Below are 24,769 nucleotides of genomic sequence, written 5' to 3'. Positions count from 1 at the left end.
CGTGTTTCACGGCGTTGTCTCCCGATCATCGATCTGCTGTCGAAGGTTGATATTGTGCTCAATGGCGGTCAGCGCCTCGAGCTTCTCGTCTAGGGTGGCGTTTTCTTCTTCCAGCGCCGCGATCTCCTCACGGGAGCTGGCGAGACGCCCACTCATGGCCCTCCTGCCCTCCAGTTCATTGAGCCAGTAACGCAGCAGTGGCTGCAACTCGACGGGGGCGGCATGAAGGTCCGCCTTGTAAAGCTCCGAGGCGCGTTCCCATTCACTCTCGCTGCCCCAGGTGAGCGCGACCGCCCTGGCCAGTCGACGCTCGGTGGTCTCGGCCTCAAGGCGCGTCAGCATGTCGTCGCGCCACTCCCGGTCGCCGCGCTGGGAGGCCAGACCGAAAGCGATCCAGTCGGACAGCAGACAGGGAGCATCGTCGAAGTTAGGCAAAAGCGCCTTGCAGCCGGTCGCGACAGGCTGGACGGACTCGGTGTCGTTCTGCCGGCCAAAAGGCTCGTCGGCAATCAATTCACAACCGGCCAGCAAGAGGGCCATCAGACAGACCAGCAGCGGGCCGATTCGCCAATGTCGTTGCATTATCGTGGTTTCCTGGCAGTGAGATGAGTAGGCCCCGCCCCGAGCCGTGGTTCGTGGCGACCCTCTTCGTTGGCTCGGGGCGCATTGATATTGGTCTCATTGAAATGGGGCTCTATTTTTAAGGGCGCTTTATTGAAGGGCGCTTTTTTGAAGAGATCTTTTTCATAGGGCGCAGCGGTGTAGATTTCGTCGTCATAGGTCGTGTTTTCAAGCGACCCATCCGCGGTGGGTAACGCGCTGGTCAGCCTCGGTAGGGTCAAACGGAAGCACACGTCGAAGCGCGAATCATCCACTAGCGCCAGGCTGCCGTGATGCAGGCGAGCGCAGTCGGCGGCCACCGAGAGGCCGATGCCGGATCCCTTGAGCGGGCCCCTGCGACGAATACGACCCTGATAGAATGCCTCGAATAGCCGCTCACGATCCTCACCGACAATCGTCTCACCACTATTGGCCACCTCGATGATCAAGTCATCATGTCGACGGTGGGCACGTATCTCCAGCCAGCCGCCGTCTTCCCCATAGGCAATGGCATTGGATATCAGGTTGTCGAGGATACAGATAAGGGCGGTGCGATCGGCCTGCCACTCGAGGGGGGCATCGAAGCAGGTAACACGCATGCCCTTGTTGTCCAGGGCCAGGCGATGCTTGGCGAGCACCTCCTTGATCACGGTGGCAATGTCCAGATGCTCAGGCTCGATGGCACGATTGTGTTGCAGGAGGTTGTAGTCGAGAAGCTGTTCGATCAGACGCTGCAATTCACTCCCGCTGGCGTCGATCAGGTCGAGAATCTCGCGTTGGCGGGGGGTGAGCTCGCCGGCCACCCCATCGGCAAGCAGCGAAGAGCCCTCGCGCACGCTGGCCAGCGGCGTCTTGAGTTCATGGGACATGTGGCGCAAGAACTGCTGTTTCTGCTCCTCGAGCTCCTCGAGTCGCGAGGCCAACCAGTCGAGTCGTCGGTCTAGCTGGACCAGCTCCGCGGGGCCCTGAATACGAGTCATCGCCCGGTGGTTTTTGCCACTGCCCAAGCCCAGGATACGTCGCTCGAGCTGGCGCACCGGACGGATGATCAGCCAGGAGAAGTAGAGCATCAGGATCAGGCTGGCAGAAACCATCGCAGCGGTCTGCAGCCATAGTCGGTTCTGCACGTTCATCGCACGCTCGCGGATCGCCTCGATGCGCAGGTCGATCTGGTCGTTGGTGGCTTGGCGCATGGCGTCGGTGTTCTGGGAAAATGGGTAGAAGGCCACCAGACGCTCACGGAAGTCCTCGATGGGCAGTAGCGGTAGGCGAGCCAATTCATCCAGCTGAGCATCGAGCGCCGCTACCTCCGGGTTATTGGGTAGCAGCTCGCGATGCCGGGCCAACAGCGTCTCGTATTCATCCAGTCGTTCGTAGTAGATATCCAGTAGGCTCTCTTGCTCCAGGACGGCATACTGGCGAGCACCGCGTTCTATCTCCAGCGCCAAGGCGCTGAGTGTTCGCGCACGGCGCGTCTCTTCGACAGCCTGGCGAGCGCTCACGTCCGCTAGTCGTGACAGCTCGGTGAGCGCCTGGCCGGCCTGGAACATCAGTATGGCAAGCGGCAACATCACCACGAGAAAGGCGAGTAGCACGAGCTGCAGCAGCGAGCGAGGGCGCCAGCGGCGGGAAACCCGAGAGATCATGACCAGCATTCTTTGCAGGGGGGTGAAAGGTACTGCCATCGTCTTCCCCAAAGAATAACAGAGTTCCGCTGGTCAGCCTTACTCGTACAGCCCGCATCGCCTTCGTCGGCGTAAAACATAAAAAAGGCCGGCATAGCCGGCCCAATACGCAGGGAACTGAAGGGGTATGGAGAGGAGAAAGTCCCGTTGCCTGATCAACCGGGTCTATCCACAATCCAGATGGGCCGGGGCCCACGAAGCCATACGAATGTCATGTGCCACCAGGGGCTGACCTCCACATGCGGGTGGCGAACCATCGCGTGGCGCGCCGCCCTGCTTCGTTCCTGACATCGTCGCCCCCGACATCGTCGGCAGCGCCGGTGCTCAATTCGATCCCTCCGAAGAGGGATGAGGCATCCTTGCCTAGGCCTCCTTGCCCGTTCGGGTCACGTCCTTGCCTATTTGGCGAACCCGTCTCATCGCAACCTTAAGTCATACATCGCTTTGAGCAAACGCTGATCGTTTCAGGGTTCAGGTGCACAGGGCAGTGTTGACCCGAACGTCCTTGGCGATCAAAAGCAGCTTGAGCCGTGACAAACCGCTTCTGTTGCTCACCTATCTATTTGCCAACGCCGTGCCAGAAACGATCTATTCGCTTAATTTTCAGAAAGTTGAAATGCACATAAGCGTAAGGAGCGATACGCCTGGATGCCAAAATCGACGAAACATCGTCTTGTCAGGCGCTGATTTGTCTTTTTTTAGAGACACGCATTACCGCTAAACTAAAAACCCCTTCAATGACAATGTATTAAGGTGTATGCATTTGGCGACAGTGCTGACGGACCCGATGTCATGTGGCAACGACCATCAAGGGAACAAGAAGCAACGACGAATGTGACAACACCATGACAGGCGCCGCTTAGCCGAGCGGCTTGACGAGAATCTTCGATTTGCGGGCGTAGCTGTAGGTGTCGCGTTTCAGGGGCGGCAGGTCGGCGATATCGGCCAGACCAAAGCCGTGCTCGAAGAACCAATGCGCCGTATGGGTGGTCAAGGCAAACAGGGCCGAGAGACCCAACCGCCGGGCGCGACGCTCGATCTCGGCCAACAGCAGTTCGCCGCGCGCGCCGCCGCGATAGTCGTCGTGCACCGCCACGCAGGCGAGTTCGGCCATCTCGGCGTCTGCAAAGGCATGCAGGGCCGCGCAGCCGATGATCATGCCATCGCGCTCGATCACCAGGTAATCGTCGATCTCGTGTTCGAGACGCTCGCGGGAGCGTGGCACCAGCATGCCACAGCGCTCCAGCGGGTCGAGTAGCTCGAGCAGGCCGCCGATGTCACCAAGCTCGGCGGGGCGCAGCTGCTCGTAGCGATGCTGGGTGATCATGGTGCCCACCCCATCACGGGTGAACAGCTCGCCGAGCAGCGCATCATGGTCATGCCAAGAGAGCAGATGGGTGCGCCCCACGCCATGCCGTGCCGCGGCGCAGGCGGCGCGTAGATGCCGCGCCGTTTCATCCGCGGTTTCCGCCTGGCTCAGCAAGGGCTCGGCTTCGGCGGGGGTGAGTTGGCGCTGCATCTGACCGCTCTGGTCGAACAGGCCGCTGGCCTCGCCTAGTAGAATGAGCTTGTCGGCGGATAGTGCCACAGCGGCGTGCTGGGCGACCTCGGCAGCATCAAGGTCGAACACCTCCCCCGTGCTGGAAAAGCCCAGCGGCGGCAGCACCACCAGTGAGCCCTTCTCGAGCAGCCCCTGGATAACGCGCGAGCGCACACGGCGTACTTCGCCGCTGTGATGAAAGTCGACACCCTCGCGCACGCCCAGGGGCTTGGCCATCACCAAGTTGCCGGAAATCGCCGTCAGCTCCATGCCGTGCAGCGGCGTGTTGGGCAGCCCCAGCGACAACCGCGCTTCCAGCCACATGCGTTGTTCGGCGGCAATGCGCTCGACGACATCCATGATCGGCGGATCGGCGACCCAACGCCCCTGATGCCGCTCGGGCACAATACCCGCCTCGTCGAGTGCCTGGCGGACTTGGGGACGAATACCGAACACCACAACCAGGTGCACGCCGAGGGTGTGCAGTAGCGCCAGGTCCTGGATCAGCTGCTCGCCACGCCCACGCGCCATCGCTTCACCCTCGATAAGGATGACGAAGGTTCGGCCCCGGTGAGCGTTGATGTAGGGCGAGGAATTGCGGAACCAGTCGACGAAGGGAAAACGTGTGTCCAAGGCCGCACTCCGGCAGCAGATGATCGGGATTGAGCAAGCCCCGATGATAGCAGAGCCAACAAAACGGCGGCACCACCGCCGTGATGCCGCCGCCCTCGTGACGGGCCTGGCGCCGGACTAGCCGAATATGCCCTTGAAAGTGAAGAAAAAGAGGATAGCGAGGCCGGCGCCGGCCGGCAGGGTGATCAGCCACGACATGGCGATGGTGCCGATGACCCGCAGGTTGAGCGCCGCCATGCCGCGGGCCAGGCCCACGCCCAGCACTGCCCCGACCAGGGTATGGGTGGTGGAGATCGGCAGGCCGGTGCCCGAGGCCAGAACCACGGTCGTGGCGGCCGCCAATGTGGCGGCGAAGCCGCGGCTCGGGGTCAGTTCGGTGATGCCGGTGCCCACGGTGGCGATCACCTTGTGGCCGTAGGTGACCAGGCCGACGACGATGCCGCCGCCGCCCAGCACCAGCACCCACCAGGGCACCAGGGCCGCCCCCTCGATCTCGCCACCGGTCTGGACCACGCTGATCACCGCCGCCAGCGGGCCGACGGCGTTGGCCACGTCGTTGGAGCCATGGGCAAAGGCCATGGCGCAGGCCGTGAAGATCATCAGCACGCCGAAGATGCGCTCCACCCCGGAGAAGCCGAACTGGTCGGACTGGCGGCTCGAGGCCTTGACGCGACGCCCCATGACCGCGCCGATCCCGGCTACCGCCAAGCCGGCGAGGAGAGAGAGCAGCAGGCTAGAGCCGAAGCCGAGGTCCAGGCCGACGTGCTTGAGGCCCTTGGTGAGGGTCACCATGGTCACCGCGAAGCCGACCAGGAAGACGTACATGGGTACGTAGCGCTTGGCGGCGCTGAAGGGGTCGCGGGCCTCGAAGATCAAGTGCTGCACCGACTTGAAGAGGGTGAAGGCGATGGTGCCGGCCAGCAGCGGCGAGACCACCCAGCTGGCGGCGATCTTGCCCACGCTTGCCCAGTCCACCGCGCCGGCGCCCAGGCCCGCCACCGCGAAGCCGACGATGGCACCGACGATGGAATGGGTCGTGGAGACCGGCCAGCCCTTCATGGAGGCGACCAGCAGCCAGGTCGCCGCCGCCAGCAGGGCCGCGAGCATGCCGTAGACCAGCAGTTGGGGATCCTCCTGCAGCAGCTCGGGGTCGATGATGCCCTTGCGGATGGTGTTGGTGACCTCGCCGCCGGCCAGCCAGGCGCCGAGGAACTCGAAGATCACGGCGATGATGATCGCCTGCTTGATGGTGATCGCCCGGGAACCGACCGAGGTGCCCATGGCATTGGCGACGTCGTTGGCGCCGACGCCCCAGGCCATGAAGAAACCGAAGAGACAAGCCAGGATGATGAAGGTGTCGCCGTGCTGCGCAATGATCGACATAAGGGAGGAGTCCCAGGTGGCGGTCGAATGGAGTAAGCGGAGAGGGCTGCCGGTGTGGCTTAGCTGGCCGTCATGATCTGCAGACGACTGCCAACGCGTTCGGCACGGTCGGAGACTTCGCCGACCCAGTCGATGATCTTGTAGAGGAAGATGACGTCCACCGGTGGCAAGTCGCTTTCCAGCTCGAATAGCTGGCGGCGGATGGCAACCTGCTGGTGATCGGCCTGATTCTCGAGGACGTGCAGTTCGCGGATAAGCTTCTGCATCACTTGCGTGACGTTGCGTCCAAAGCCTGACTCCAGCAGGTCCTTGAGCTCTTCCAGGGCCTGGCGCGACTGGGCCACGCAGGCCACCGAGGTACGCATGTAGTCGCGCATCGGCTGGGCCAGCGGTTGCGGCATTTGCATGCGCCGACCGAGCATGATGCCGGTGATATCGCGCACCTTGTTGGCGATCTTGTCCTGTACGCTGATCAGGTCGAGAAGATCGGTACGCGAGACCGGCAGGAAGATAGTATTGGGCAGGTTAAGGCGAAGCTCGGTCTTGAGCTCGTCGGCCTCGTGCTCGAGTCGCGTGATGCTCTCGCGACACTCGGCGGCAGCATCCCAGTCACCCGCCAGCGTCGCCTCGAAGAAGGGCAACAGATGGTTGGCACATTCGTGGGTCTTGACGATGTGCGCCAGCAGCGGCTGGAATGGCGAGCGGCCGAACATCGCGGAAAACGGGTTGGTAGTCGCCATGGCGACGCCTCCATTTGAGGAAATGGCGGCGCCAGTATAGAGACCCACCACCGTCACGTCATGAAAAAGTCATCAAAAATTCATCGTAGCGAGGTGGCAAGTTAATGAACCAGGAAATCGAGTTGAAGCTGGCCCTGGCGGAGAGCGGGCCCGCCCAACTGCGCGATCACCCGCGGCTGGCGGGCATCACGCCAAGCGTTGCGACGCTGGGTAACACTTATTTCGACACCCCGGGGGCAGAGCTGGAAGCGGCACGCATGGCGCTGCGCCTGCGGCGCGATGGCGACCGGCTGCGCCAGACTCTCAAGACCCGCGGCCAGGGCGGCGGCGGGCTGTCTACCCGCGGCGAATGGGAGTGGGAGGTGGCAGGGCCCGGTCTCGACCTCAACGGCCTGGCCGCACTGCCGCCTCTGGCCGACTTTTCGGAGGCGCAGCTGGCTCGCCTGGCGCCGCGCTTCGCGACCGACTTCCGCCGCGAGACCTGGCAATTGGAAGACGCGGAGAGCCACATCGAGCTGGCCCTCGACCTCGGCGAGATTCACGCCGGTGAAAGGCGCGTGGCCATCCGTGAAATGGAACTGGAAATCAAGCGCGGCGAGCCAGGCCGCCTGTGGGCTCTGGCCGAGGCGCTGACAGACCGCGTGGGCTTGCGGCCCGCCGACACCAGCAAGGCTGCCCGCGGTAATGCCCTGCTGACCGGAGAGTGGCGGCTACCGGAGGGCGGGCAACAAGCCAGCGCCTGGCTGCACCGTGCGGTGGTGGCCCTGGACGCCTACACCGATACCCACGAGCTGACCTGGCGCGAGGCGGCTCGCCACGCTTTTCAGCAGTTAGCCGAACTCGACGGCGGCCGCTATCGTCGCGAAATCGCCCCCCTTATCGCCGATCTGCACGCTCCCGACTGGCCGACCCCAGCCTTCGGCCGAGCGGCGCTGCAGCTGACCCGACGGTTGCCCGCCGATGTGACGCTTTGACTCGAAACCCTTCGTAACGCCAGAGAGGCGCCCATGATCGAACCCTTCAAACCCGCCGCCGAAGGCGCTCGTACTCGCATCTTTCAGGTGATCTTCGAATCGGACACGCCGCTCGCCAAGGGCTTCGATATCGCCCTGATCGTGATGATACTTACCAGTGTGCTGGTGGTGATGCTCGACAGCGTAGCTGCCTATCGAGTCGAGTACGGCGAGCTCTTCTATTGGCTGGAGTGGGGTTTCACGTTCGCCTTTACCCTCGAGCTGGCCGCCCGTCTGTACTGTCTCGACAAACCCTTTAAGTACCTACGCAGCTTCTACGGCGTTATCGATGTGATCGCCATCCTGCCTACCTGGCTGATACTGCTCGTACCCGGCGCCCAATCGCTGGTGATCGTTCGCCTGCTGCGGGTGCTGCGGATCTTCCGGATCCTGCGTCTCATGCAGTTCGTCGGTGAAGGGCGGCTGCTGGTCGATGCCCTGAAGAATAGTGTGCACCAGATTTTTCTTTTCTTGTTCACCGTATTCATGCTGGTCAACATCTTCGCCGCGCTGGTTTTCATGATCGAGCCCGCCGAGGCCGGCTTTTCCAGCATTCCCACGGCGGTGTACTGGGCCATCGTTACCCTGACCACGGTGGGCTACGGCGACATTGTGCCGGTAACGCCTCTCGGCCAGGCGATTTCGGTGCTCGTAATGCTGATCGGCTACTCGATCATCGCCGTGCCGACCGGGGTCTTCTCGGCCGAGGTGATTCGCTCGATCCGTGCCGACCGCTATTCCGACGAGGCCTGCCCTGGCTGCGGCCACGACCGTCATGAGCGGCGCGCCAAGTACTGCCTGCTGTGCGGCACCTGGCTTGACGAGACGACGCCCGACCCCAGAGCACCGGCCGAAGACGCTGAAGAGAGCCAGGACAAGACGCGCGGAAATGACAACGGGGCCTGAACCCCGTTGTGAAACGTTGTAATGGCAATGCTGTGTCGAAAATGAAACGGTGCCGGGAAAGCGGCTAGATACGGAAGGGCTCGGTGTCGCCACGGCCTTCGCGGAGGATCTTCGGCGGCAACTCACGCAGGTCGATCACACTGGTGGGTTCTAAATGACACGCCCCGCCGTCGATGATCAGGTCCAGATGCGCGCCGTAGCGCTCGCGGATCTTCTCGGCATCGGTCATCGGCAAGGTGTCACCGACAGGAATCAGGGTCACGCTCATCAGCGGCTCGCCGAGTTCGGCGAGCAGCGCGTGGGTGATGCGATGATCGGGCACCCGAACGCCGATGGAGCGTCGCTTGGGATGCAGCAGCAACCGCGGCACCTCGTTGGTGGCTTGGAGGATGAAGGTATAGGCGCCCGGTGTGCGCGCCTTAAGCAGCCGAAAGACGTCGTTATCCACCTTGGCGTAGGTGCCGATCTGCGATAGATCGGAGCAGATCAGGGTGAAGTTGTGCTTGTCGTCCAGCGAGCGCAGCCACTTGATCTTCTCAATGGCTTTCTTATCGCCCAGATGGCAACCCAGCGCATAGCCGGAATCGGTGGGATAGGCAATGACACCCCCGTTGCGAATGATCTGGACGGCCTGATCGATCAAGCGCTTCTGCGGATTATCGGGATGGATCTGGAAGAACTGGCTCATGCAAGCTCCGGTGATATGGTCGTGATGGTGTTCTCGTTCATTCTCGCGACTACCCTCAGGCTACGGCGGCAACCATCAAATCGGCCAGACGCGGATGGGTCCAGACCGGCGGTGTCGCGGTACGCGGCACGGGGCTCATGCTGCCCGGGGCCAAGTGTCCGCCCGGGAAGTGGAAGTCACTACCGAGCGACGCATAGAGGCCGCGCTCCTGCAATTGGCGTGACAGGTCGCGAGTGACATCGGCGTTCTGGAACCCACTGATCAGCTCGGCCGCCTGCCCCCCGGCGTCGTGAAAGGTATCCAGCAAGAGGCCGCGCTTGCGGCGGGTCAGCCCGTAGCGCAAGGGGTGGGCCAGCACCGCCACCCCACCGGCATCGAGAATCCAGCCCACCGCCGTGGCGATCTCCGGCCACAGCGCCTTGACGTCGCCGGCCTTGCCGTCGCCCAGGTGCTTCTTGAACGCCGTGGCCACGTCGGGTACTAGCCCCGCCGCCACCAGGGCCCGGGCGAAATCCGGCCGCCCCAGCGGCCGCTCCGACCCCGCTTGCTCGCGGGCCCGTGCCAGCGCGTCGACCAGGCCGACTTTCTCCAGCTTAAGCGCGATACGCGCGGCGCGCTTGTGGCGCGCGATTGCCTGCGACGCGAGTCCCGCGACCAGGCTGCCCCTGGCACCGTGTGGCAGGAGCGCGACGATGTGAACATTGTGGCCCTGCCAGCGGGTAGAGAGTTCGGCGCCCGGCAGCAGGAAAATTCCCTCGCGCTCAGCGGCTTCACTCGCCTCGGCAACACCATCAAGCGTATCGTGGTCGGTCAGCGCCATATGCGTGAGGCCACGTGTCTTGCACAGGGCCACGACGTCGGCAGGCGGCAGGGTGCCATCCGAGGCTGTGGAATGCATGTGCAGGTCAATGGTCAGCAAGGCAGAGTCGCCCTCGAAAGACCCGGGAAGTTCATTCATTGGCATGACGCCGGCGGGTGACTTTGTCAGAATATCCTTTCATGTTGCTTGTCCGGCTGACCGCGGTCAATGCCGTAACCACCGCCACTCGCGGCGCGAGCCGCTCAAATAGGAAGTTTCAGCGATGCTCTATGCGATCATCAGCGACGATGTAAAAGATAGCCTGGAACGGCGCCTGGCCGCCCGCCCTGACCACCTGGCCCGCCTGGAAGCCCTGCGCGACGAGGGCCGCGTGGTACTGGCTGGCCCCCATCCCGCCATCGACAGTGACAACCCCGGTGAGGCAGGCTTCTCCGGCAGCCTGGTGGTGGCCGAATTCGACAGCCTGGACGAGGCGCAGGCCTGGGCCGATGCCGATCCCTTCGTGATCGCCGGTGTCTATAGCCGCGTCAGTGTGAAGCCCTTCAAGAAGGTCTTCCCATAAGGAACTCTTTCCATAAGAACGTTTTCCGCAACGGCGAATCTTTCCACAGCCGCTTACCCACCGTCTCTGTGGATAACTCTGTTGAAACGCCGCGGACGCCTTTCCCCAACCGGGATGGGATGGCCCTGCGGCGTGATTGATCATTAATTGATCGCTCGAAAGTTGACCATCCAAACCACACCCGGACCCCTGCGGAGCCTGCCGTGTCCCCCGCAACTGACCTGCCGCCGCTCAGCGCCCTGTCGCCCGCCCGGCTGGACTGGCGCCGCGACGACAGCGGCCAGGAAACGCCCCACTCCATGGCCTTCGACGACGGCTACTTCTCGCGTCACGACGCGCGCCTCGAGACCGAGCACGTATTCATCGCCGCCAACCGCCTGCCCGAGCGTTTCGCCGCCTGGCAGAAAGCGCGTCCATTCGTCATCGGCGAGTCGGGATTCGGGACCGGGCTCAACATGCTCGTCGCCTGGGCATGCTTCTCGGCCCATGCCCCACCCCATGCGCGGCTGCATCTGGTTTCCACCGAGAAGTATCCGCTCACCCGCCCGGACCTGGCCCGGGCCCTTGCTGTCTGGCCCGACCTCGCCGAGCGCGCCGCACGCCTGATCGCCCAATGGCCCGAGCCGGTCGCCGGCGTGCATCGCCTGTGGCTCGACGCACGGGTGACGCTGGATTTGCATCTCGGCGATACCACCCAGCGGCTCGAGCGGCTCGACGGCCGGGTCGATGCCTGGTTCCTGGACGGCTTCGCGCCTACCAAGAATCCAGCCATGTGGCACCCGGCGCTGTTCGCCGCCTTGGCGGCCCGTTCACGCCCTGGGGCGACCTTCGCCACCTTCAGCTGCGCCGGGGTGGTCAAGCGCGGACTCGCCGCGGCCGGCTTCACCTGGCGCAAGGTGCCGGGGATCGGGCGCAAGAGCGAGATGCTGGCCGGCGAGATAGCTTGTCCCCCCCAAGACCGGCGCCGCGACCCAACGCCCTGGTACACGCCACCCGCCTCGCCCGTGCCGCGCCATGTCGCGGTGATCGGGGCCGGGATCGCCGGCGCCAGCGTCGCTGCGACCCTGGCCCGGCGCGGCATACGCGTCACCTTGCTGGACCGACAGGCGCCCGGCACCAGTGGCTCCGGCAATGCCCAGGGCGCGCTCTATGTGAAACCGGCGGCACAGACCAACCTACAGAGCCGGTTCTATCTGGCCGGGCTGCTCCATAGCCGTCGCTGGCTCGAGGTCCTCGACCCCAAACAAGACCTCTGGTGCCCTTCGGGCGTGCTGCAACTGTCCACCAGCGATAAGGAACGCAAGCGCCAGGCGAGCTTCCTGGCCCGGCACTCTCTGCCCAAGAGTGTGGTAAGTGGAGTGGATGCCGCCAACGCCAGCACACTGGCGAACATCCCGATCACCGATGGTGGGCTCGACTACCCGCTGGCGGGCTGGGTGCGCCCCGCCGCGCTCTGTGAACGCCTGACCGCCACCCCCGGCGTGACGCTACGCCGGGCCGAGGTCACGAGACTGGAGGGAAACCCGGAAGGCTGGATGCTATGGCTGGCGGATGGCGAGCACATGCTCGCCGATCAGGTGGTCATCGCCACCGCCACGCAGGCCAATAACTTCCCCCAGACGGCGACGCTGCCACTGCAGCCGGTGCGCGGCCAGATCAGCCAGCTAAAACTTCCCGAGGGGGCGCCGACGCTGTCGCGGGTGATCTGCGCCGGCGGTTATGTCACGCCGGCACTGGACGGCGTACTGACGTTTGGCGCCAGCTTCCACCCCAACCAGACGGATACCGAGGTACGCGAGGGGGACCATGCCGCCAACCTGGCCGAACTCCAGCGTAGCTTGCCGACATTCGTCGCGGCCCTGCGCGAGGCGGGGGCAGAGCTTGAGGCTGGCCAGCTCACCGGGCGAGCCGCCCTGCGCGCCGCCAGCCCCGATAAATCCCCCTACGCCGGGCCGGTGCCTGACGCCGCGGCCTGGCGGGAAGATTATGCCCTGCTGGCCAAGGACGCCACGCGGGTCGCCGAGATACCCGGTCGCCATCATCGCGGCCTGTGGATCAGTACCGCGCACGGCTCGCGTGGTCTCGCCAGCGCCCCGCTCTGCGCCGAGCTGATCGCCTCAAGGATCTGCGACGAGCCCATGCCTTTGGAGCAGCCACTCGTGGATCACCTGCATCCGGGGCGGCGAATCATCCGTGACCTAGTACAGAGCAAGTCGGGCTAGCCTTCTTCCTCGTCGTCGGCCAGGTCGCGGCCGAAGCTGCGCCACTGGGCCAGGGTTATCACCTCGGTGGTTTCGGTCTGCAGGTCGTGGGCGATCAGTAGCTCGCCGCGTTCGAGCTGCGACTTGAGCTGCCCAACCCAACCTCGCATGCCCTCGCCGGTGTCGGTGGTGTCATAGCCCTGGCGGGTGACGAAGGCTTCCAGCAGGGCGTCGAGTGTCTCGCCCGGCAACATGCGGTACGGCACCTCGATAAAGCGTCCGTCGTTCATGACGTTTCCTCCTCACCCGTCGAGTTTGTGCGTTCCCAGGCCGCCAATCGCGTCAGGAAGGAGGCCTCATCGATCACCTCGACCCCCAGCTGGCCGGCCTTCTCGAGCTTGCTGCCGGCGGCCTCGCCGGCTACCACGCAGGCGGTCTTCTTCGAGACGCTGCCCGCCACCTTGGCACCCAGCGCCTGCAGGCGCGCCTTGCCCTCGTCGCGAGTCATGCCGTCGAGCGTGCCGGTGAGCACCCAGGTCTGCCCGGCCAGCGGCTGTGGGCGCTCGGCGATGGTCTCCTCCTGCCAGGTCAAGCCACAGGCGAGCAACGCCTCGATGGTCTCGCAGTTATGCGGCTGGCGAAAAAACGTATGCACGTGGGCGGCGACGATCGGCCCGACGTCCTCGACGGCCTCCAGCGCGTCGATGGGCGCTTCCATCAGCGCCTCCAGGTTACCGAAGTGACGAGCCAGGTTGGCGGCGGTCGCCTCGCCCACCTCGCGGATGCCCAGGGCGAAGATGAAACGCGCCAGCGTGGTCTGCTTGGCGCTTTCCAGCGCGGCCACCAGTTTTTCGGAGGACTTTTTCGCCATGCGCGGAAGCGTAGCGAGGCGCTCGGCCTCGAGCCGGAAGAGATCGGCCGGGGTGTTCACCCAGTCGAGCTCGACGAGTTGGTCGATGAGCTTTTCTCCCAGGCCGTCGATATCCAGCGCCCGCCGCGAGGCAAAATGCTTGAGCGCCTCCTTGCGCTGCGCCGGGCAATACAGCCCACCGGAGCAACGCGCCACGGCCTCGCCGTCCAACCGTTCGATCTCGGCATCGCAGATCGGGCAGCGCGTCGGAAAGACGATCTCCCGGGCATCGGCCGGGCGCTGGTCCTCCAGCACGCGCACTACCTTGGGGATGACGTCGCCGGCGCGGCGGATGGCCACCATATCGCCGATCATTACCCCCAGACGCACGATCTCGTCGGCATTGTGCAGCGTGGCGTTGGAGACGGTGACGCCGGCTACCGAGACGGGGGCCAGGCGCGCCACCGGGGTGATCGCGCCGGTGCGTCCGACCTGGAACTCGACGTCATCGAGGCGGGTGGTCGCCTCCTGGGCGGGAAACTTGAAGGCGATGGCCCAACGCGGTGCCCGAGCGACGAAGCCTAGCTCACGCTGTAGTCGCAGATCGTCGACCTTGATGACCGCGCCGTCGATATCGTAGCCGAGGCTTTCGCGCTTCTCGCCCAGGCGTCGGCAGTAATCGATCACCCCCTCGGCGCCCTCGACCACCTCGAGCGCTGCGTTGGTGCGAAAGCCCAGCCGGGCCAGACGGGCCATCAACTGGCTGTGGGTCATTTCCTCCGGCGCCGGCTCGAGGCGCGCGACCTGGTAGGCGTTGAACTGCAGGGGGCGGGTCTTGGTGATCTGCGGGTCCAGCTGGCGCAGACTGCCCGCAGCGGCGTTACGCGGGTTGGCAAACACCTTGCCGCCCTCCTCACGGGCGAGTTGATTCAGCGCCTCGAAGCCGTCGTGGCTCATGATCACTTCACCACGCACTTCGAGTAGCTCAGGATACGCGTCACCGCGCAGCTTCAGGGGAATGGAGCGCAAGGTGCGCACATTGGAAGTGACGCCCTCCCCGGTGCGCCCATCGCCCCGCGTGGCACCGCTCAAAAGCCGCCCCTGCTCATAGACCAGCGATACCGCGGTGCCGTCCAGCTTGGGCTCGCAGCAGAAAGCCAGCCGTTCGGCGTCGATTTCCAGCCGCTCAGCCACCCGATTGACGAAGGCGGCGAGCTCCGCTTCGTCGAAGGTATTGTCTAGGGACAGCATGGGTACGGCATGCTGCACCCTGGGGAAGCCGGCATCCGGCGTCGCCCCGACGCGCTGGGTGGGAGAATCCGGCGTCACCAGTTCCGGATGCCGCGTTTCGATATCCTGGAGCCGGCGAAGCCGGCGATCGTACTCGGCATCGGTGAGTTGCGGTTCGTCGAGTACGTAGTAACGATAGTTGGCGTCGTCGAGCTCGGCGCGCAACTGCGCGACCTCATCGAGGATCTTCGGGTCGGTCTGGGTCATGAGGGGATCGTTTCTCGGACAGTAGCAGGGGCTCGAAGCCAGCATGACCCCCTAGCTTACCAAAGCAACAACCCCCGACGGGAATCCATCGGGGGTTGTTTTACGGCTTCGAAGTCAAGCTTACAGTTGATTGGCTAGTTCGCCTGGTAGCGGTTGAGACGGTTGCGGCGCTCGAACTCCTGCACCCGCTGGCGGGCGAAACCCACGGTCTGCGCCGTCATCACGCTGTGGTTCTCGTCCTTGAGCTCGCCACCCAGGTGGCGAACGATCACCATGGCGGTCTCAACCATGGCTTCGAAAGCCCCCGCGGTATCGCTGGCGCCAGGTAACGGCATCAACAACGTCACCCCGGTGGTCCGGAAATCACCCATGGACTCGATAGGAAAAGTGCCCGGCTTGAGCACGTTAACCATCGAGAATTGAAGCTGGCTTTCCGGCTCCTCGGTCTCGAAGCGATGGAAGATACCCATGTCGCGGCTGTAGCGAAGCCCGCAGGTCAGCATCAGGTCGAGCAACGCTGTGCCGGAGAAGCCCTGCTCGTCGCGTGACATGACAGTGATGACGATGATCTCTTCGGCGTGACTCAGGGCATGACGAGCTTGCTCGGCGCTGACGTCGTGACGCAGGGCCTTCTCGAGCACCGGATGAGCACGCACGACTTCACCGTCTGCGCCGGCATCGCTCGCCACACCGGCGTCATCGACTTGGGCGACTCGATCGGCCTCGTGACGACGCCGTTCGGCTTCCCGCAAGGACGTGTCTTCAGTGGCTTGCTCCTGAGCCTGGCGGTGCAGCTCGGCATCGCGAGCAGCCGTTTGGCTCCTTTCCTCTTCACGACGCGCCTTGTTGAGCCGCTTGCTTTCCCGACGATCTGCCAGCCCCTTCTGGAAGGAAGTGAACGACCGCTGCATGCTGGCACCCACACGCCTGGAACCACTCCTGAAGGAATCGCTGACACCATCGAGATCCACCAGACGGTAGCGCTCGGCATCCTGGCTGTCGTCATGATCGTCGGGCTCGGCTGCCAGCCGGTTATCGGCGGCGTTCGTGGCGAAAGCATCCTGGTCGTCGTCCAACGCGGAAAGGATGGGCTCACGACGCGTGTCATCATGCCTGGTGCTCTCAACGCCGTCCTGATGAGGCGTGTCGATAGCGTCATCTCGAACCGATTGCCGCGCCGGCTCGCTTGCCGAGGAAGACGCCGACGCCCTGCTTAGCGTCTCGGCAGGCTTGGGCGCCATGCCGGCATTTTGCGGCTGGGAAACCTCACGACGAGGCGCCTCACCTGATGTCGAGGGCGGCGGTGATTGACGGGACATCGAGTGACGGGAACCCGCGTCAGCGCGAGATTCACCGAAGCCGGCCAAGACGCTAGAGCCGCCGCCTGGATGCTCCTGGCGCTGCAACTTGGGCTTGCCCTTGACCCCGCCCGTTTCCGCGGGCCGGACGACACGCGCCCCGCCGTTGGGCAGTTCCCAATTGATTTCAGCAGCCCGAGCCGCCTCTTCAGGATCAAGACTCGCGTCTTTCGCGTCGTCCGGGACCTCGTCGAGACGAGGGATTCGACGCTGTCGCTGCAGGCGACGCACACCATCGATCACGATGAGGGTCACCAGCGCCAATCCCAGAATGATCAGCCATTCTCTAAGTTCCATGGATCGTCATGCCTTTTGCTAAGGCGCCATGCCTGATGGTAGTTCGTCAACAGCATAGCGCGACTGCCAAAAAAAGGGCTAATTTTTTTATTTGTCAAGCTGAAAAACTTAGTAACCTAACTCGACGCCGCCCTGTGCAATCGCCCTTCGCTCATCCCTAATATTTCCGTGCAATGCAGCAATTTTACCTTCCTTGTTACCCTGTTTACCATCGACGTTCAAGCTAGTCAGGCTTCAGCCAGTGCCGCAGCCTCCTCGACGCCGACCGCCACTAGGCGTGAAACCCCCGGCTCCTGCATAGTGACGCCCATCAGCCGTTCCGAGGCCTCCATGGCAATCTTGTTATGCGTAATATAAATAAACTGTACCGTCTCGGACATCTCTTTCACCAGCTTTGCATAGCGCCCGACATTGGCATCGTCGAGCGGTGCATCCACCTCATCGAGCATACAGAAGGGCGCCGGATTGAGCTGGAAGATGGCAAAGACCAACGATAACGCAGTCAATGCCTTTTCGCCCCCGGAGAGCAGATGAATGGTGCTGTTCTTCTTGCCGGGAGGGCGTGCCATGATCGCCACCCCCGTCTCCAGCAAATCATCGCCCGTCAAGGTCAACCATGCGGTTCCCCCACCGAAGACTCTGGGAAAAAGCGCCTGAAGACCGGTATTGACGCGTTCGAAGGTATCACGAAACCGCGTGCGCGTTTCCTGGTCGATGCGGCGTATCGCTCGGTCGAGCGTCTCCAGTGCCTCGCTCAACTCGTTATGCTGCGCTTCAAGATAGTCACGCCGCTCGGCCTGCTGATCGTACTCCTCAATCGCCGCCAGGTTGATCGCCCCTAACCGGCGGATTCTTTCACCGAGCGCCTCGAGCCGCTCCTGCCAGGCGGCGTCGGTCGCTTCGGAATCCAGCGATTCGGTAAGCGCCACCGCATCGTGGCCCAACTCGCGCAGCTGCTCGTCCTGGGTGTCGGCCTTGAGCGCCAACGCCTGGACCTGCATGCGCCCTCCCTGAAGGCGTTCGCGAATGCCTTCGAGGCTACGCTCATGACCCTGCCGGGCCTGTTCATCCTCGCGCAGCCGCTCGACCAGCTCGGCGGCCCGGCTGCGCACGGCATTGAGTGAACTCTCCTCACGCTCGCGACGATCCAGAAGTTCATCGAGACGCTCGTGCCGCTCCTCCTCCGGCTCGCGCAAGCCCTCGCGCTCCTCTTCGAGATCGGCGACGCGTTGCTCCAGACGCTCGCGTGTTTCACCAGCACGACCCTGCTGTTCTGCGAGGCCGGCACGCTCGGTGATCAATCGCTGCTCGTTTAGCGCGAGCTGCTGGGCCTGCTCGGTCAGCGGGCGCTGACGGCTGCGCAGCGCCATCAGGCGTTCGCGCGCCTCACGGCGTTCGTGCTCGAGGCGCTCGCGCGTCTGCGCCCCGTCTTCCAGCCGCGCCATGGCCTGCTGCCAGAGGTTTCGCTCCTCTTCCTGCGTCAGTAACGTCTCTTCACGTGACTCGGCTAGGACAGCGAGTTCCTCGGCGAGTTCGGCCGAGCGACCCTCAATATGCTCGAGCCGGCTGAAAAGGCTACTATCCTGCACTGCCAGCTGCTGGCGTGTCTGGTCCAGCTCACGCTCTGCCATGCGGCACGCTTCCAGATTGGTGTCGGCCTGCTCGATGCGCAGGGTCGATGCTTCCAGGTGACCCTGCTGCTCGGCCAGGCGCGTTTCGCAACGCGCAAGCGACTCTCTGACCTCGCCTTCACGACGGCGGCTGACCAGCAAGCCGTCGAGCCCATCGCCCTGACCACGATGGCGCACCCAGTCGCCCCCCACCCAGAGCCCATCGGCGGTCATCAAGCTCTTACCAGACCCCAGATGTGCACGCCTTTCCCAGGCGATATCCCGCGAATCTACGCACTGGATATCGGCCAGCCACTGGCCGGCTGCCCCGGCGCCCTGGACACGAGCGGCGAGGCTGTCGGCCGGCGCCGGCGGTTGCACGTCCTCGAGCAGGCCGAGCTCGCCGGGGGCGGCGTCGAGCGCGGCATATCCCGAAGAGAGAGACGCGTCGAGCGACGTCATGCGGGCGCGCAACCAGGGCGCGAGCACCCAGGACACCGCATCTTCCCAGCCGGCGTCGACCGCAAGACTTTCGCCCAGACGCGGTGTTGTCTCCAGGCGATGCTCGGCCAGGTGGGCATCCATCGCCTCGTCATGATTGGTCAGCGCCGCCTCGATCAGCGCCTCCAACGAGGCCAGCTCGCCCTGCAGGGTACTTCGGCGCTGGCGCTCTTCTTCGAGCTCGGCCTCGGTGAGGCGGACCTGTTCGCGGGCCTCGTCGCGGTTCGCTTGCAGCTCGTCGCGGCGGGCTTCCTGGGCCTCCCGCTGCCGGTCCAGTTCGGCGACGCGCTCGGCCAGTTCACGGCGCTGCTCGCTGAGCAGGGCGATGTCGGGCAGTTCTTCATGTTGCTGGCGGCGGCGACGCTCGTCGGCATCGAGGCGCTCCAGGCGGCCCTCGATCTCGCGCAGGCGGTCCTGACGGCGTTCGGCTTCGCGGCTGGCCTCGCGCCACTGCTCGCTGAAGGCTTCCCAGGCGGCGTCGGCATCCTCGGCGAATGGCTCGGCGTCTTCGAGGGCCGCTTCCAGCTCGGCGAGCTGCTCGGCGATCTCTTCCCGCTCGGGCGCCAGGGTTTCGAGGCGCGCCTCCAATGCCGCCAGGCGTGCGCCGTCGTCCTCGCCCAGGCGCGCCAGCTCGGTCAGCTCCCGGTGGGTACTCTCCAGGTCGCGGGCGAGCTGGGCATCACGCGTACGTGCATGTTCGAGGTCCTGTTCGAGGCGCGCAATAGCCGTAGTAGTCTCGAAGAATCGCGACTGCTGGGCATCAAGTTCGCCCGCCAGGCGGTCGTGATCGGCGCGCGCCAGTTCGAGGCGTGTCTCGCACTGTCGAAGCCCCAGCACCTCGCGCTCGACGGCGGTCTCCAGCTCGCGCACGCGGCGTTCTTCCTCGGTCTGGCTGGCGCGCAGGGCGCGGGCGCGCAGCAGCGCCAGTTCACCCTTCACCCGGTGCTCTTCCTGCTTGAGGCTCTGGTAGCGGCGGGCGGCCTCGGCCTGGCGCCACAGGCGCTCGAGCTGCTTGTCGAGTTCCTCGCGGATATCTTCCAGGCGCTCGAGGTTCTCGCGGGTGCGGCGCATGCGATTCTCGGTCTCGCGGCGCCGCTCCTTGTACTTGGAGATGCCGGCCGCCTCCTCGAGGGTCGCGCGCAGCTCCTCGGGGCGCGCCTCGATCAACCGCGAGATCATGCCCTGGCCGATGAGGGCGTAGGAGCGCGGCCCCAGGCCGGTGCCCAGGAACAGGTCGGCGATATCGCGACGCCGGCACTTCTGGCCGTTGAAGAAATAGCTGGACTGCGCGTCACGCGTGACCTGGCGCTTGACCGCGATCTCGGCGTACTGGGCGTAGACGCCGCCCATGGCGCCGTCGCGGTTGTCGAAGTTCAGCTCGATGGAAGCCTGGCCGACCGGCTTGCGCGCGGTGGAGCCGTTGAAGATGACGTCGGTCATCGACTCGCCGCGCAGCGTCTTGGCCGAGGATTCGCCCATCACCCAGCGCAGGGCGTCGATGATGTTCGACTTGCCACAGCCGTTGGGCCCGACGATGGCGGTCATGTTGCCATCGAAGGGTACCGTCACGGGGTCGACGAAGGACTTGAAGCCGGCCAAGCGAATCGAGGTCAGCCGCATGGGATCACTCGACGACCCGGTCGACGGTCAGCTCGACGGGCTCATCGAGGCTACCGACCGTCACGCCCTCGAGGCTGCCGAAGAGATCACCGGGCTGCGGAGATGCCTGACCGCTCGGCGAGACCCGCACGATCAGGCGCGCCTCGCTCACCTGAGACAGGGTTGTCTCCGGTGACATCGACCGGCTATCGTCGAGCACCACGCTGGTCGGCAGGTCGCCGACGCGCAGCTGGGCCACGGCCAGCGGTGGCAGCTCCCCCGCCATATCACGGGCTACGACGAAGACGCGGGTTTCGTCCTCGGCACGGGACGCGAGGCCGGGGTCGAGACTGACGCGCACCCGAATACCCGGTCCCTCGGTGGCGGCCTCCTCGGCATCTTCCGGCGTCACGCCCATTCGCTGCTGGGCGACGCGGATACCTTCGCGCAGGGCATCGGCGCTGCCCGGGTCGTTCATACCGGCGATGGCGCGCCGCCAGTGCTCGATGGCCCGGGCGAAGTCGCCGCCGTCGAAGGCCGCGATGCCGAGCATGCCGAGTACCGTGGGCTGGCCTGAATCCTTCTCGAGCGCCTCGTCGACCAGAGCCTGCACCTCGTCGGTCATGTCACGACCGGACGCGAAGAAGCGGATCTGCGCCAGCTCCGCCAGCAGTGACGGCTCGCGCCCTTCCAGCTCGATCAGCCGTTCCAGCGAGGCTGTGGCCGCCTCGATGCGCCCGGTGTCACGGTAGAGCGGAAACAGCGCTTTCCACACATTAGGGTTGTCCGCCTGACGCTCGGCCTGGCTCTCGAGGCGCTCGATCATCATTGCCGGCGAACCATCGGGATCGTTGATCACGGCCTGCTGGGCGGCGTAAAGGGCAAGGTCATCCTCGGCGCCTTCCTGCTGATACCAGATCACGCTGACCAAGACCATGGCCACCATGAGGATCGGCACTATGAGGCGACCGGCGCCGGCGGCGCGCAGCGGGCGGCGCGCCTGGTGTTCGGTGTCCTCAAGCAGGCTTCGCTCGAGCTCAAGACGATCCTCCTCGAGACGAGCGTCGTCGATGTCGCCCCGCTCGCGGGCAGCCTGCAGCGAAGCCAGGCGGCGCCGATAGATCGCCAGGTTCTGATCGGTACTGCGATCATTGGCTTCGAAGTCACGCTGAGCGGCATGCACAAGCGCGGCACGGCGCAGCGGCGCGACGAGCAGCCACAGGGCGGGCAGCAACAGGATGGCGAAGGCTAGCCAGAGCAGGGTCATTCGGTCCTCTCGCGATTGATAAGGGCGTCGAGACGGGCGCGCTCCTCGGCGGACAGGTCACGCGCTGAGGCGTGACGACGGGCACGCACGATCAGGGTTACTACCAGCAGGCCGAGCAGCACCAGGGCGACAGGCAGCCCCCACAGCAACAGCGTGCGCCCCTCGAGGCGGGGATTGTAGAGCACGTAGTCGCCGAAGCGCTCGACCATGAAATCGATGATCTCCTTGTCCGAACGGCCGTCCTGCAGCTGCGTATAGACTCGCTCGCGCATGTCGCCGGCAATCGGCGATTCGGAGTCGTCGATGGCCTGATTCTCGCACTTCGGACAGCGCAGCGTCGCGGTCAGGTCGCGGTAACGCTGTTCGGTGACCGGGTCGCTGAACTCCCGGACTTCCGAGGCGGCAAGGCCCGGTGTCGGCAGTAGCAGGGCCAGCACGAAAGCCAGGCTCGACATGAAACCTAGCCACAGCATGAGGCGTCGGGTCAGCGCCATTTTTCTACCTCCGGCAGTATGGTCTCGCGCACGTCCACCGGCGTGATGTAGCCGGTGTGGTGATAACGGATGATGCCGTCACGGTCGACCAGGAAAGTTTCCGGGGCACCGTAGACACCGAGATCGAAGCCCAGCGTGCCTTCCGGGTCGAAGATGTTGATCTCGAAGGGATTGCCGTAGGTATCGAGGAAATCGCGGCCCTTGTCGCGGGTGTCCTTGTAGTCGACCCCCACCAGACGCACGCCCCGCTCGGCGAGGTCGAGCAGCTGGGGCATTTCCTGCTTGCAGGTCGGGCACCACTCCCCCCAGACATTGACCAGGGTGACCTCGCCCTCGAGCAGCGACTCGTCCACGACTTGGTCGGGATCCCCGAGAGTGGCGAGCTCGAAGGCCGGAAATTCTCGGGCCATCAGGGCCGAATCACGCTCGAACGGATTGATCGACAGCCCCAGGTAGAGAAAACTCCCCAGCACCAGAAAACCAACCAGTGGCAACAGCAGCAGCAAGCGACGCGTCATGCCGTAGCCTCCCGGGCGCGGGCCGCCGGCGCGCTTTTCGAATCGCGGACAGCGGCGGCTCGACGGTAGCGCTTGTCGACCACGGCCATGATGCCACCGGCGGCCATGAGCAGCGCCCCCAGCCACAGCCAGCGCACGAAGGGCTTGTACTGGAGACGCATGGCCCAGCTGTCGCCTTCCAGCTCCTCGCCCATGGCCACATAGAGGTCGCGGAACAGTCCCGGGCTCAGCGCTACCTGGGTCATCGGCATGCCGCGCGCGATATACAGCCGCTTCTCGGGCTCCATGACGAATTCGCGTCGACTATCGCCGCGTTTCACTTCGATCAGCGCCGTATCGGCCAGGTAGTTGGGGCCGCGACGGCTGGCCAGTTCGGTCATGGTGAAGGTGTAGCCGGCGACCTGGGCGCTGTCGCCGACACCCATGCGCACGTTGCGCTCGATGGCGTAGTTGGATACCACCGTGACCCCGATGATGGTCACTGCCACTCCCAGGTGACCGAGCACCATGCCCCAGTAGGCCAATGACAATCGCTTGACACCGGCCAGACGCCCCGCGGAATGGCGCGACTTGGTCCAGAGGTCGCGCGCCATCGGCAGCACGATCCAAAGCGCCACGACCAGCCCCAGCGACACCTTGAGGTTCCACTCGCCGCCGTAGGCCAGCGGTGCGGCCATGCCGATCAGCAAGGCGGCGAGCCCCGCCAGCCAGCTGCGCTTGAAGAGATCGCGGCCGTCCATGCGCTTCCAGCGCGACAGCGGGCCGAGGCCCATGAAGAGGCACAGCAGCACGGTGAGCGGCACGAAGAGCGCATTGAAGTAGGGCGGGCCCACGCTGATCTTGCCCAGGTTCAAGGCATCGAGCAGCAGCGGGTAAACCGTGCCGAGCAGGACAGTGACGGTGATGATTATCAGCAGGATATTGTTGATCAGCAGCAAGGCATCGCGAGACAGCCAGTTGAAGCCCACCTGGTGGCTGACTCGGGGTGCTCGCAACGCGAACAGCAGCAGCGACAAGCCGACGGTGATCCCCAGCAAGACCAGGATGAACAAGCCACGCGCAGGGTCATTAGCGAAGGCGTGTACCGAGGTCAACACGCCCGAACGCACCAGGAAGGTGCCCATCAGCGACAGCGAGAAGGTGGAGATCGCCAGCAGCACCGTCCAGCTCTTGAAGGAGCCCCGCTTCTCGGTGACGGCCAGCGAGTGGATCAGCGCCGTGCCTGCCAGCCAGGGCAGAAGAGAGGCGTTTTCCACCGGGTCCCAGAACCACCAGCCGCCCCAGCCGAGCTCGTAATAGGCCCACCAGCTGCCCAGGGCGATGCCCACGGTGAGAAACGCCCAGGCGATGTTGGTCCAGGGCCGCGCCCAGCGCGTCCAGGCAGAGTCCAGGCGCCCACCCAGCAGGGCTGCGATGGCAAAGGCGAAGACCACCGAGAAGCCAACGTAGCCCATGTAGAGCATCGGCGGATGCACGATCAACCCGAAGTCCTGTAGCAGCGGATTGAGATCGGCGCCGTCGTCAGGGAGATTGGGCAGCAGCCGCTCGAAGGGGTTGGAGGTGATCAGCACGAACGCCAGGAAGCCGACACTGACCAGCCCCATGACGCCCAGCACCCGGGCCAGCATGTCGCGGGGCAGTTCCCGCGAGAAGTGGCTGACGGCGAAGGTCCAGCCCGCCAGGATCAGGCTCCAGAGCAGCACCGACCCCTCGTGGTTGCCCCAGACCGCGCTGGCCTTGTAATACCAGGGCAACAGCGAATTGGAGTTGTTGGCGACATTGGCCACGCTGAAGTCGTCGAGCAGGTAACTGGCGGTCAGGCAAAGGTAGGCGATGGCCAGGAACAGGAACTGGCCGGTGGCCATGGGGCGTGCATAGGCCATCCACAACGGACGGCGTGTGGCCGCCCCGGCCAGGGGCATCACTCCCTGCACCAGCGCCATCAACAGGGCGATGATCAGGGCGAAGTGACCGATTTCCGGGATCAACAAGGTCTGCATGGGCACT

Annotated in this window: 19 protein-coding genes; 4 read left to right on the top strand and 15 right to left on the bottom strand. The window is 64.6% G+C overall.

Translation table 11 applies throughout. The annotated features are described in order from the left end of the window. Positions 1–6 precede the first annotated feature (6 nt). The 5 genes from KG088_RS06210 to KG088_RS06190 all read right to left on the bottom strand — a co-directional run bounded on the left by KG088_RS06210 (position 7) and on the right by KG088_RS06190 (position 6,581). Positions 7–582 (bottom strand): hypothetical protein, encoded by a 576-nt coding sequence (locus tag KG088_RS06210; protein ID WP_213824639.1) that lies wholly within the window; start codon positions 580–582, stop codon positions 7–9. After that, on the bottom strand, positions 582–2,285 hold the full coding sequence (locus KG088_RS06205; RefSeq protein WP_250148100.1) for a sensor histidine kinase: 1,704 nt from the start codon (positions 2,283–2,285) through the stop codon (positions 582–584). Before KG088_RS06205 ends, KG088_RS06210 begins: the two co-directional genes overlap by 1 nt. A gap of 859 nt (positions 2,286–3,144) precedes the next feature. Then, positions 3,145–4,458, bottom strand: a complete 1,314-nt coding sequence (gene argA / locus KG088_RS06200) for an amino-acid N-acetyltransferase (protein WP_213824638.1) — start codon at positions 4,456–4,458, stop codon at positions 3,145–3,147. Between the two features lie 117 nt (positions 4,459–4,575). Further along, a complete protein-coding gene (locus KG088_RS06195; protein ID WP_213824637.1) occupies positions 4,576–5,841 on the bottom strand; it encodes an inorganic phosphate transporter in 1,266 nt (421 codons plus the stop codon). Positions 5,842–5,900: 59 nt separating this feature from the next. Next, entirely contained in the window at positions 5,901–6,581 is a 681-nt protein-coding gene (locus tag KG088_RS06190) for a TIGR00153 family protein (protein ID WP_213824636.1), read from the bottom strand. Between the two features lie 104 nt (positions 6,582–6,685). On the opposite strand from KG088_RS06190, the gene KG088_RS06185 reads away from it, so the two are divergent. Next, the gene (locus KG088_RS06185; RefSeq protein WP_213824635.1) at positions 6,686–7,555 is read left to right on the top strand and encodes a CYTH domain-containing protein; all 870 of its coding nucleotides are present in this window, start codon (positions 6,686–6,688) and stop codon (positions 7,553–7,555) included. 33 nt (positions 7,556–7,588) lie between these two features. After that, positions 7,589–8,500 (top strand): ion transporter, encoded by a 912-nt coding sequence (locus KG088_RS06180; protein ID WP_213824634.1) that lies wholly within the window; start codon positions 7,589–7,591, stop codon positions 8,498–8,500. A gap of 64 nt (positions 8,501–8,564) precedes the next feature. Here KG088_RS06180 and KG088_RS06175 read toward each other — a convergent pair whose 3' ends face one another. Both KG088_RS06175 and KG088_RS06170 read right to left on the bottom strand, forming a co-directional pair. Beyond that, positions 8,565–9,188 carry an L-threonylcarbamoyladenylate synthase gene (locus KG088_RS06175; RefSeq protein WP_213824633.1) on the bottom strand — a complete coding sequence of 208 codons (624 nt, stop codon included), beginning with the start codon at positions 9,186–9,188 and terminating at the stop codon, positions 8,565–8,567. A gap of 55 nt (positions 9,189–9,243) precedes the next feature. Continuing rightward, the gene (locus KG088_RS06170) at positions 9,244–10,152 is read right to left on the bottom strand and encodes a PHP domain-containing protein (RefSeq protein ID WP_213824632.1); all 909 of its coding nucleotides are present in this window, start codon (positions 10,150–10,152) and stop codon (positions 9,244–9,246) included. A gap of 118 nt (positions 10,153–10,270) precedes the next feature. Here KG088_RS06170 and KG088_RS06165 point away from each other — a divergent pair, with 118 nt between their 5' ends. After that, positions 10,271–10,570, top strand: coding sequence for a YciI family protein (locus tag KG088_RS06165; RefSeq protein WP_213824631.1), 300 nt, complete (start codon positions 10,271–10,273; stop codon positions 10,568–10,570). Between the two features lie 203 nt (positions 10,571–10,773). Continuing rightward, on the top strand, positions 10,774–12,792 hold the full coding sequence (gene mnmC, locus KG088_RS06160) for a bifunctional tRNA (5-methylaminomethyl-2-thiouridine)(34)-methyltransferase MnmD/FAD-dependent 5-carboxymethylaminomethyl-2-thiouridine(34) oxidoreductase MnmC (RefSeq protein ID WP_213824630.1): 2,019 nt from the start codon (positions 10,774–10,776) through the stop codon (positions 12,790–12,792). On the opposite strand, the gene KG088_RS06155 is transcribed toward mnmC, so the two are convergent. The 8 genes from KG088_RS06155 to KG088_RS06120 all read right to left on the bottom strand — a co-directional run bounded on the left by KG088_RS06155 (position 12,789) and on the right by KG088_RS06120 (position 24,762). Continuing rightward, positions 12,789–13,061, bottom strand: a complete 273-nt coding sequence (locus tag KG088_RS06155; RefSeq protein ID WP_213824629.1) for a YheU family protein — start codon at positions 13,059–13,061, stop codon at positions 12,789–12,791. The two genes, mnmC and KG088_RS06155, sit on opposite strands and share 4 nt — an antisense overlap. Further along, positions 13,058–15,118 (bottom strand): NAD-dependent DNA ligase LigA, encoded by a 2,061-nt coding sequence (ligA, locus tag KG088_RS06150; protein ID WP_213824628.1) that lies wholly within the window; start codon positions 15,116–15,118, stop codon positions 13,058–13,060. Before ligA ends, KG088_RS06155 begins: the two co-directional genes overlap by 4 nt. A 134-nt stretch (positions 15,119–15,252) precedes the next feature. Further along, entirely contained in the window at positions 15,253–16,773 is a 1,521-nt protein-coding gene (gene zipA / locus KG088_RS06145; protein WP_213824627.1) for a cell division protein ZipA, read from the bottom strand. Positions 16,774–17,000: 227 nt separating this feature from the next. Next, positions 17,001–20,504, bottom strand: coding sequence for a chromosome segregation protein SMC (gene smc, locus KG088_RS06140; protein ID WP_213824626.1), 3,504 nt, complete (start codon positions 20,502–20,504; stop codon positions 17,001–17,003). Positions 20,505–20,508: 4 nt separating this feature from the next. Next, positions 20,509–21,750, bottom strand: a complete 1,242-nt coding sequence (gene ccmI / locus KG088_RS06135; RefSeq protein ID WP_213824625.1) for a c-type cytochrome biogenesis protein CcmI — start codon at positions 21,748–21,750, stop codon at positions 20,509–20,511. Continuing rightward, a complete protein-coding gene (locus KG088_RS06130; RefSeq protein ID WP_213824710.1) occupies positions 21,747–22,205 on the bottom strand; it encodes a cytochrome c-type biogenesis protein in 459 nt (152 codons plus the stop codon). The genes ccmI and KG088_RS06130 overlap by 4 nt, the downstream gene beginning before the upstream one ends. Positions 22,206–22,234: 29 nt before the next feature. After that, positions 22,235–22,762 carry a DsbE family thiol:disulfide interchange protein gene (locus tag KG088_RS06125; RefSeq protein ID WP_213824624.1) on the bottom strand — a complete coding sequence of 176 codons (528 nt, stop codon included), beginning with the start codon at positions 22,760–22,762 and terminating at the stop codon, positions 22,235–22,237. Next, positions 22,759–24,762: a heme lyase CcmF/NrfE family subunit gene (locus KG088_RS06120; protein ID WP_250148099.1), complete on the bottom strand. Its 2,004-nt coding sequence runs from the start codon at positions 24,760–24,762 to the stop codon at positions 22,759–22,761. The genes KG088_RS06125 and KG088_RS06120 overlap by 4 nt, the downstream gene beginning before the upstream one ends. Positions 24,763–24,769 lie beyond the last annotated feature (7 nt).

It is taken from the genome of Halomonas jincaotanensis, assembly GCF_018448785.1.
Classification (GTDB): Bacteria; Pseudomonadota; Gammaproteobacteria; order Pseudomonadales; family Halomonadaceae; genus Halomonas; species Halomonas jincaotanensis.
This window is presented reverse-complemented; position numbering and strand designations above follow the sequence as displayed.

What these genes read in the sequence shown, in the direction of transcription:
- KG088_RS06210 (WP_213824639.1), bottom strand. Translation starts at nt 582, where the DNA reads ATGCAACGACATTGGCGAATCGGCCCGCTGCTGGTCTGTCTGATGGCC.
- KG088_RS06205 (WP_250148100.1), bottom strand. Translation starts at nt 2,285, where the DNA reads ATGGCAGTACCTTTCACCCCCCTGCAAAGAATGCTGGTCATGATCTCT.
- KG088_RS06195 (WP_213824637.1), bottom strand. Translation starts at nt 5,841, where the DNA reads ATGTCGATCATTGCGCAGCACGGCGACACCTTCATCATCCTGGCTTGT.
- KG088_RS06190 (WP_213824636.1), bottom strand. Translation starts at nt 6,581, where the DNA reads ATGGCGACTACCAACCCGTTTTCCGCGATGTTCGGCCGCTCGCCATTC.
- KG088_RS06185 (WP_213824635.1), top strand. Translation starts at nt 6,686, where the DNA reads ATGAACCAGGAAATCGAGTTGAAGCTGGCCCTGGCGGAGAGCGGGCCC.
- KG088_RS06180 (WP_213824634.1), top strand. Translation starts at nt 7,589, where the DNA reads ATGATCGAACCCTTCAAACCCGCCGCCGAAGGCGCTCGTACTCGCATC.
- KG088_RS06175 (WP_213824633.1), bottom strand. Translation starts at nt 9,188, where the DNA reads ATGAGCCAGTTCTTCCAGATCCATCCCGATAATCCGCAGAAGCGCTTG.
- KG088_RS06170 (WP_213824632.1), bottom strand. Translation starts at nt 10,152, where the DNA reads ATGCCAATGAATGAACTTCCCGGGTCTTTCGAGGGCGACTCTGCCTTG.
- KG088_RS06165 (WP_213824631.1), top strand. Translation starts at nt 10,271, where the DNA reads ATGCTCTATGCGATCATCAGCGACGATGTAAAAGATAGCCTGGAACGG.
- KG088_RS06155 (WP_213824629.1), bottom strand. Translation starts at nt 13,061, where the DNA reads ATGAACGACGGACGCTTTATCGAGGTGCCGTACCGCATGTTGCCGGGC.
- ligA (WP_213824628.1), bottom strand. Translation starts at nt 15,118, where the DNA reads ATGACCCAGACCGACCCGAAGATCCTCGATGAGGTCGCGCAGTTGCGC.
- zipA (WP_213824627.1), bottom strand. Translation starts at nt 16,773, where the DNA reads ATGGAACTTAGAGAATGGCTGATCATTCTGGGATTGGCGCTGGTGACC.
- smc (WP_213824626.1), bottom strand. Translation starts at nt 20,504, where the DNA reads ATGCGGCTGACCTCGATTCGCTTGGCCGGCTTCAAGTCCTTCGTCGAC.
- ccmI (WP_213824625.1), bottom strand. Translation starts at nt 21,750, where the DNA reads ATGACCCTGCTCTGGCTAGCCTTCGCCATCCTGTTGCTGCCCGCCCTG.
- KG088_RS06130 (WP_213824710.1), bottom strand. Translation starts at nt 22,205, where the DNA reads ATGTCGAGCCTGGCTTTCGTGCTGGCCCTGCTACTGCCGACACCGGGC.
- KG088_RS06125 (WP_213824624.1), bottom strand. Translation starts at nt 22,762, where the DNA reads ATGACGCGTCGCTTGCTGCTGCTGTTGCCACTGGTTGGTTTTCTGGTG.
- KG088_RS06120 (WP_250148099.1), bottom strand. Translation starts at nt 24,762, where the DNA reads ATGCAGACCTTGTTGATCCCGGAAATCGGTCACTTCGCCCTGATCATC.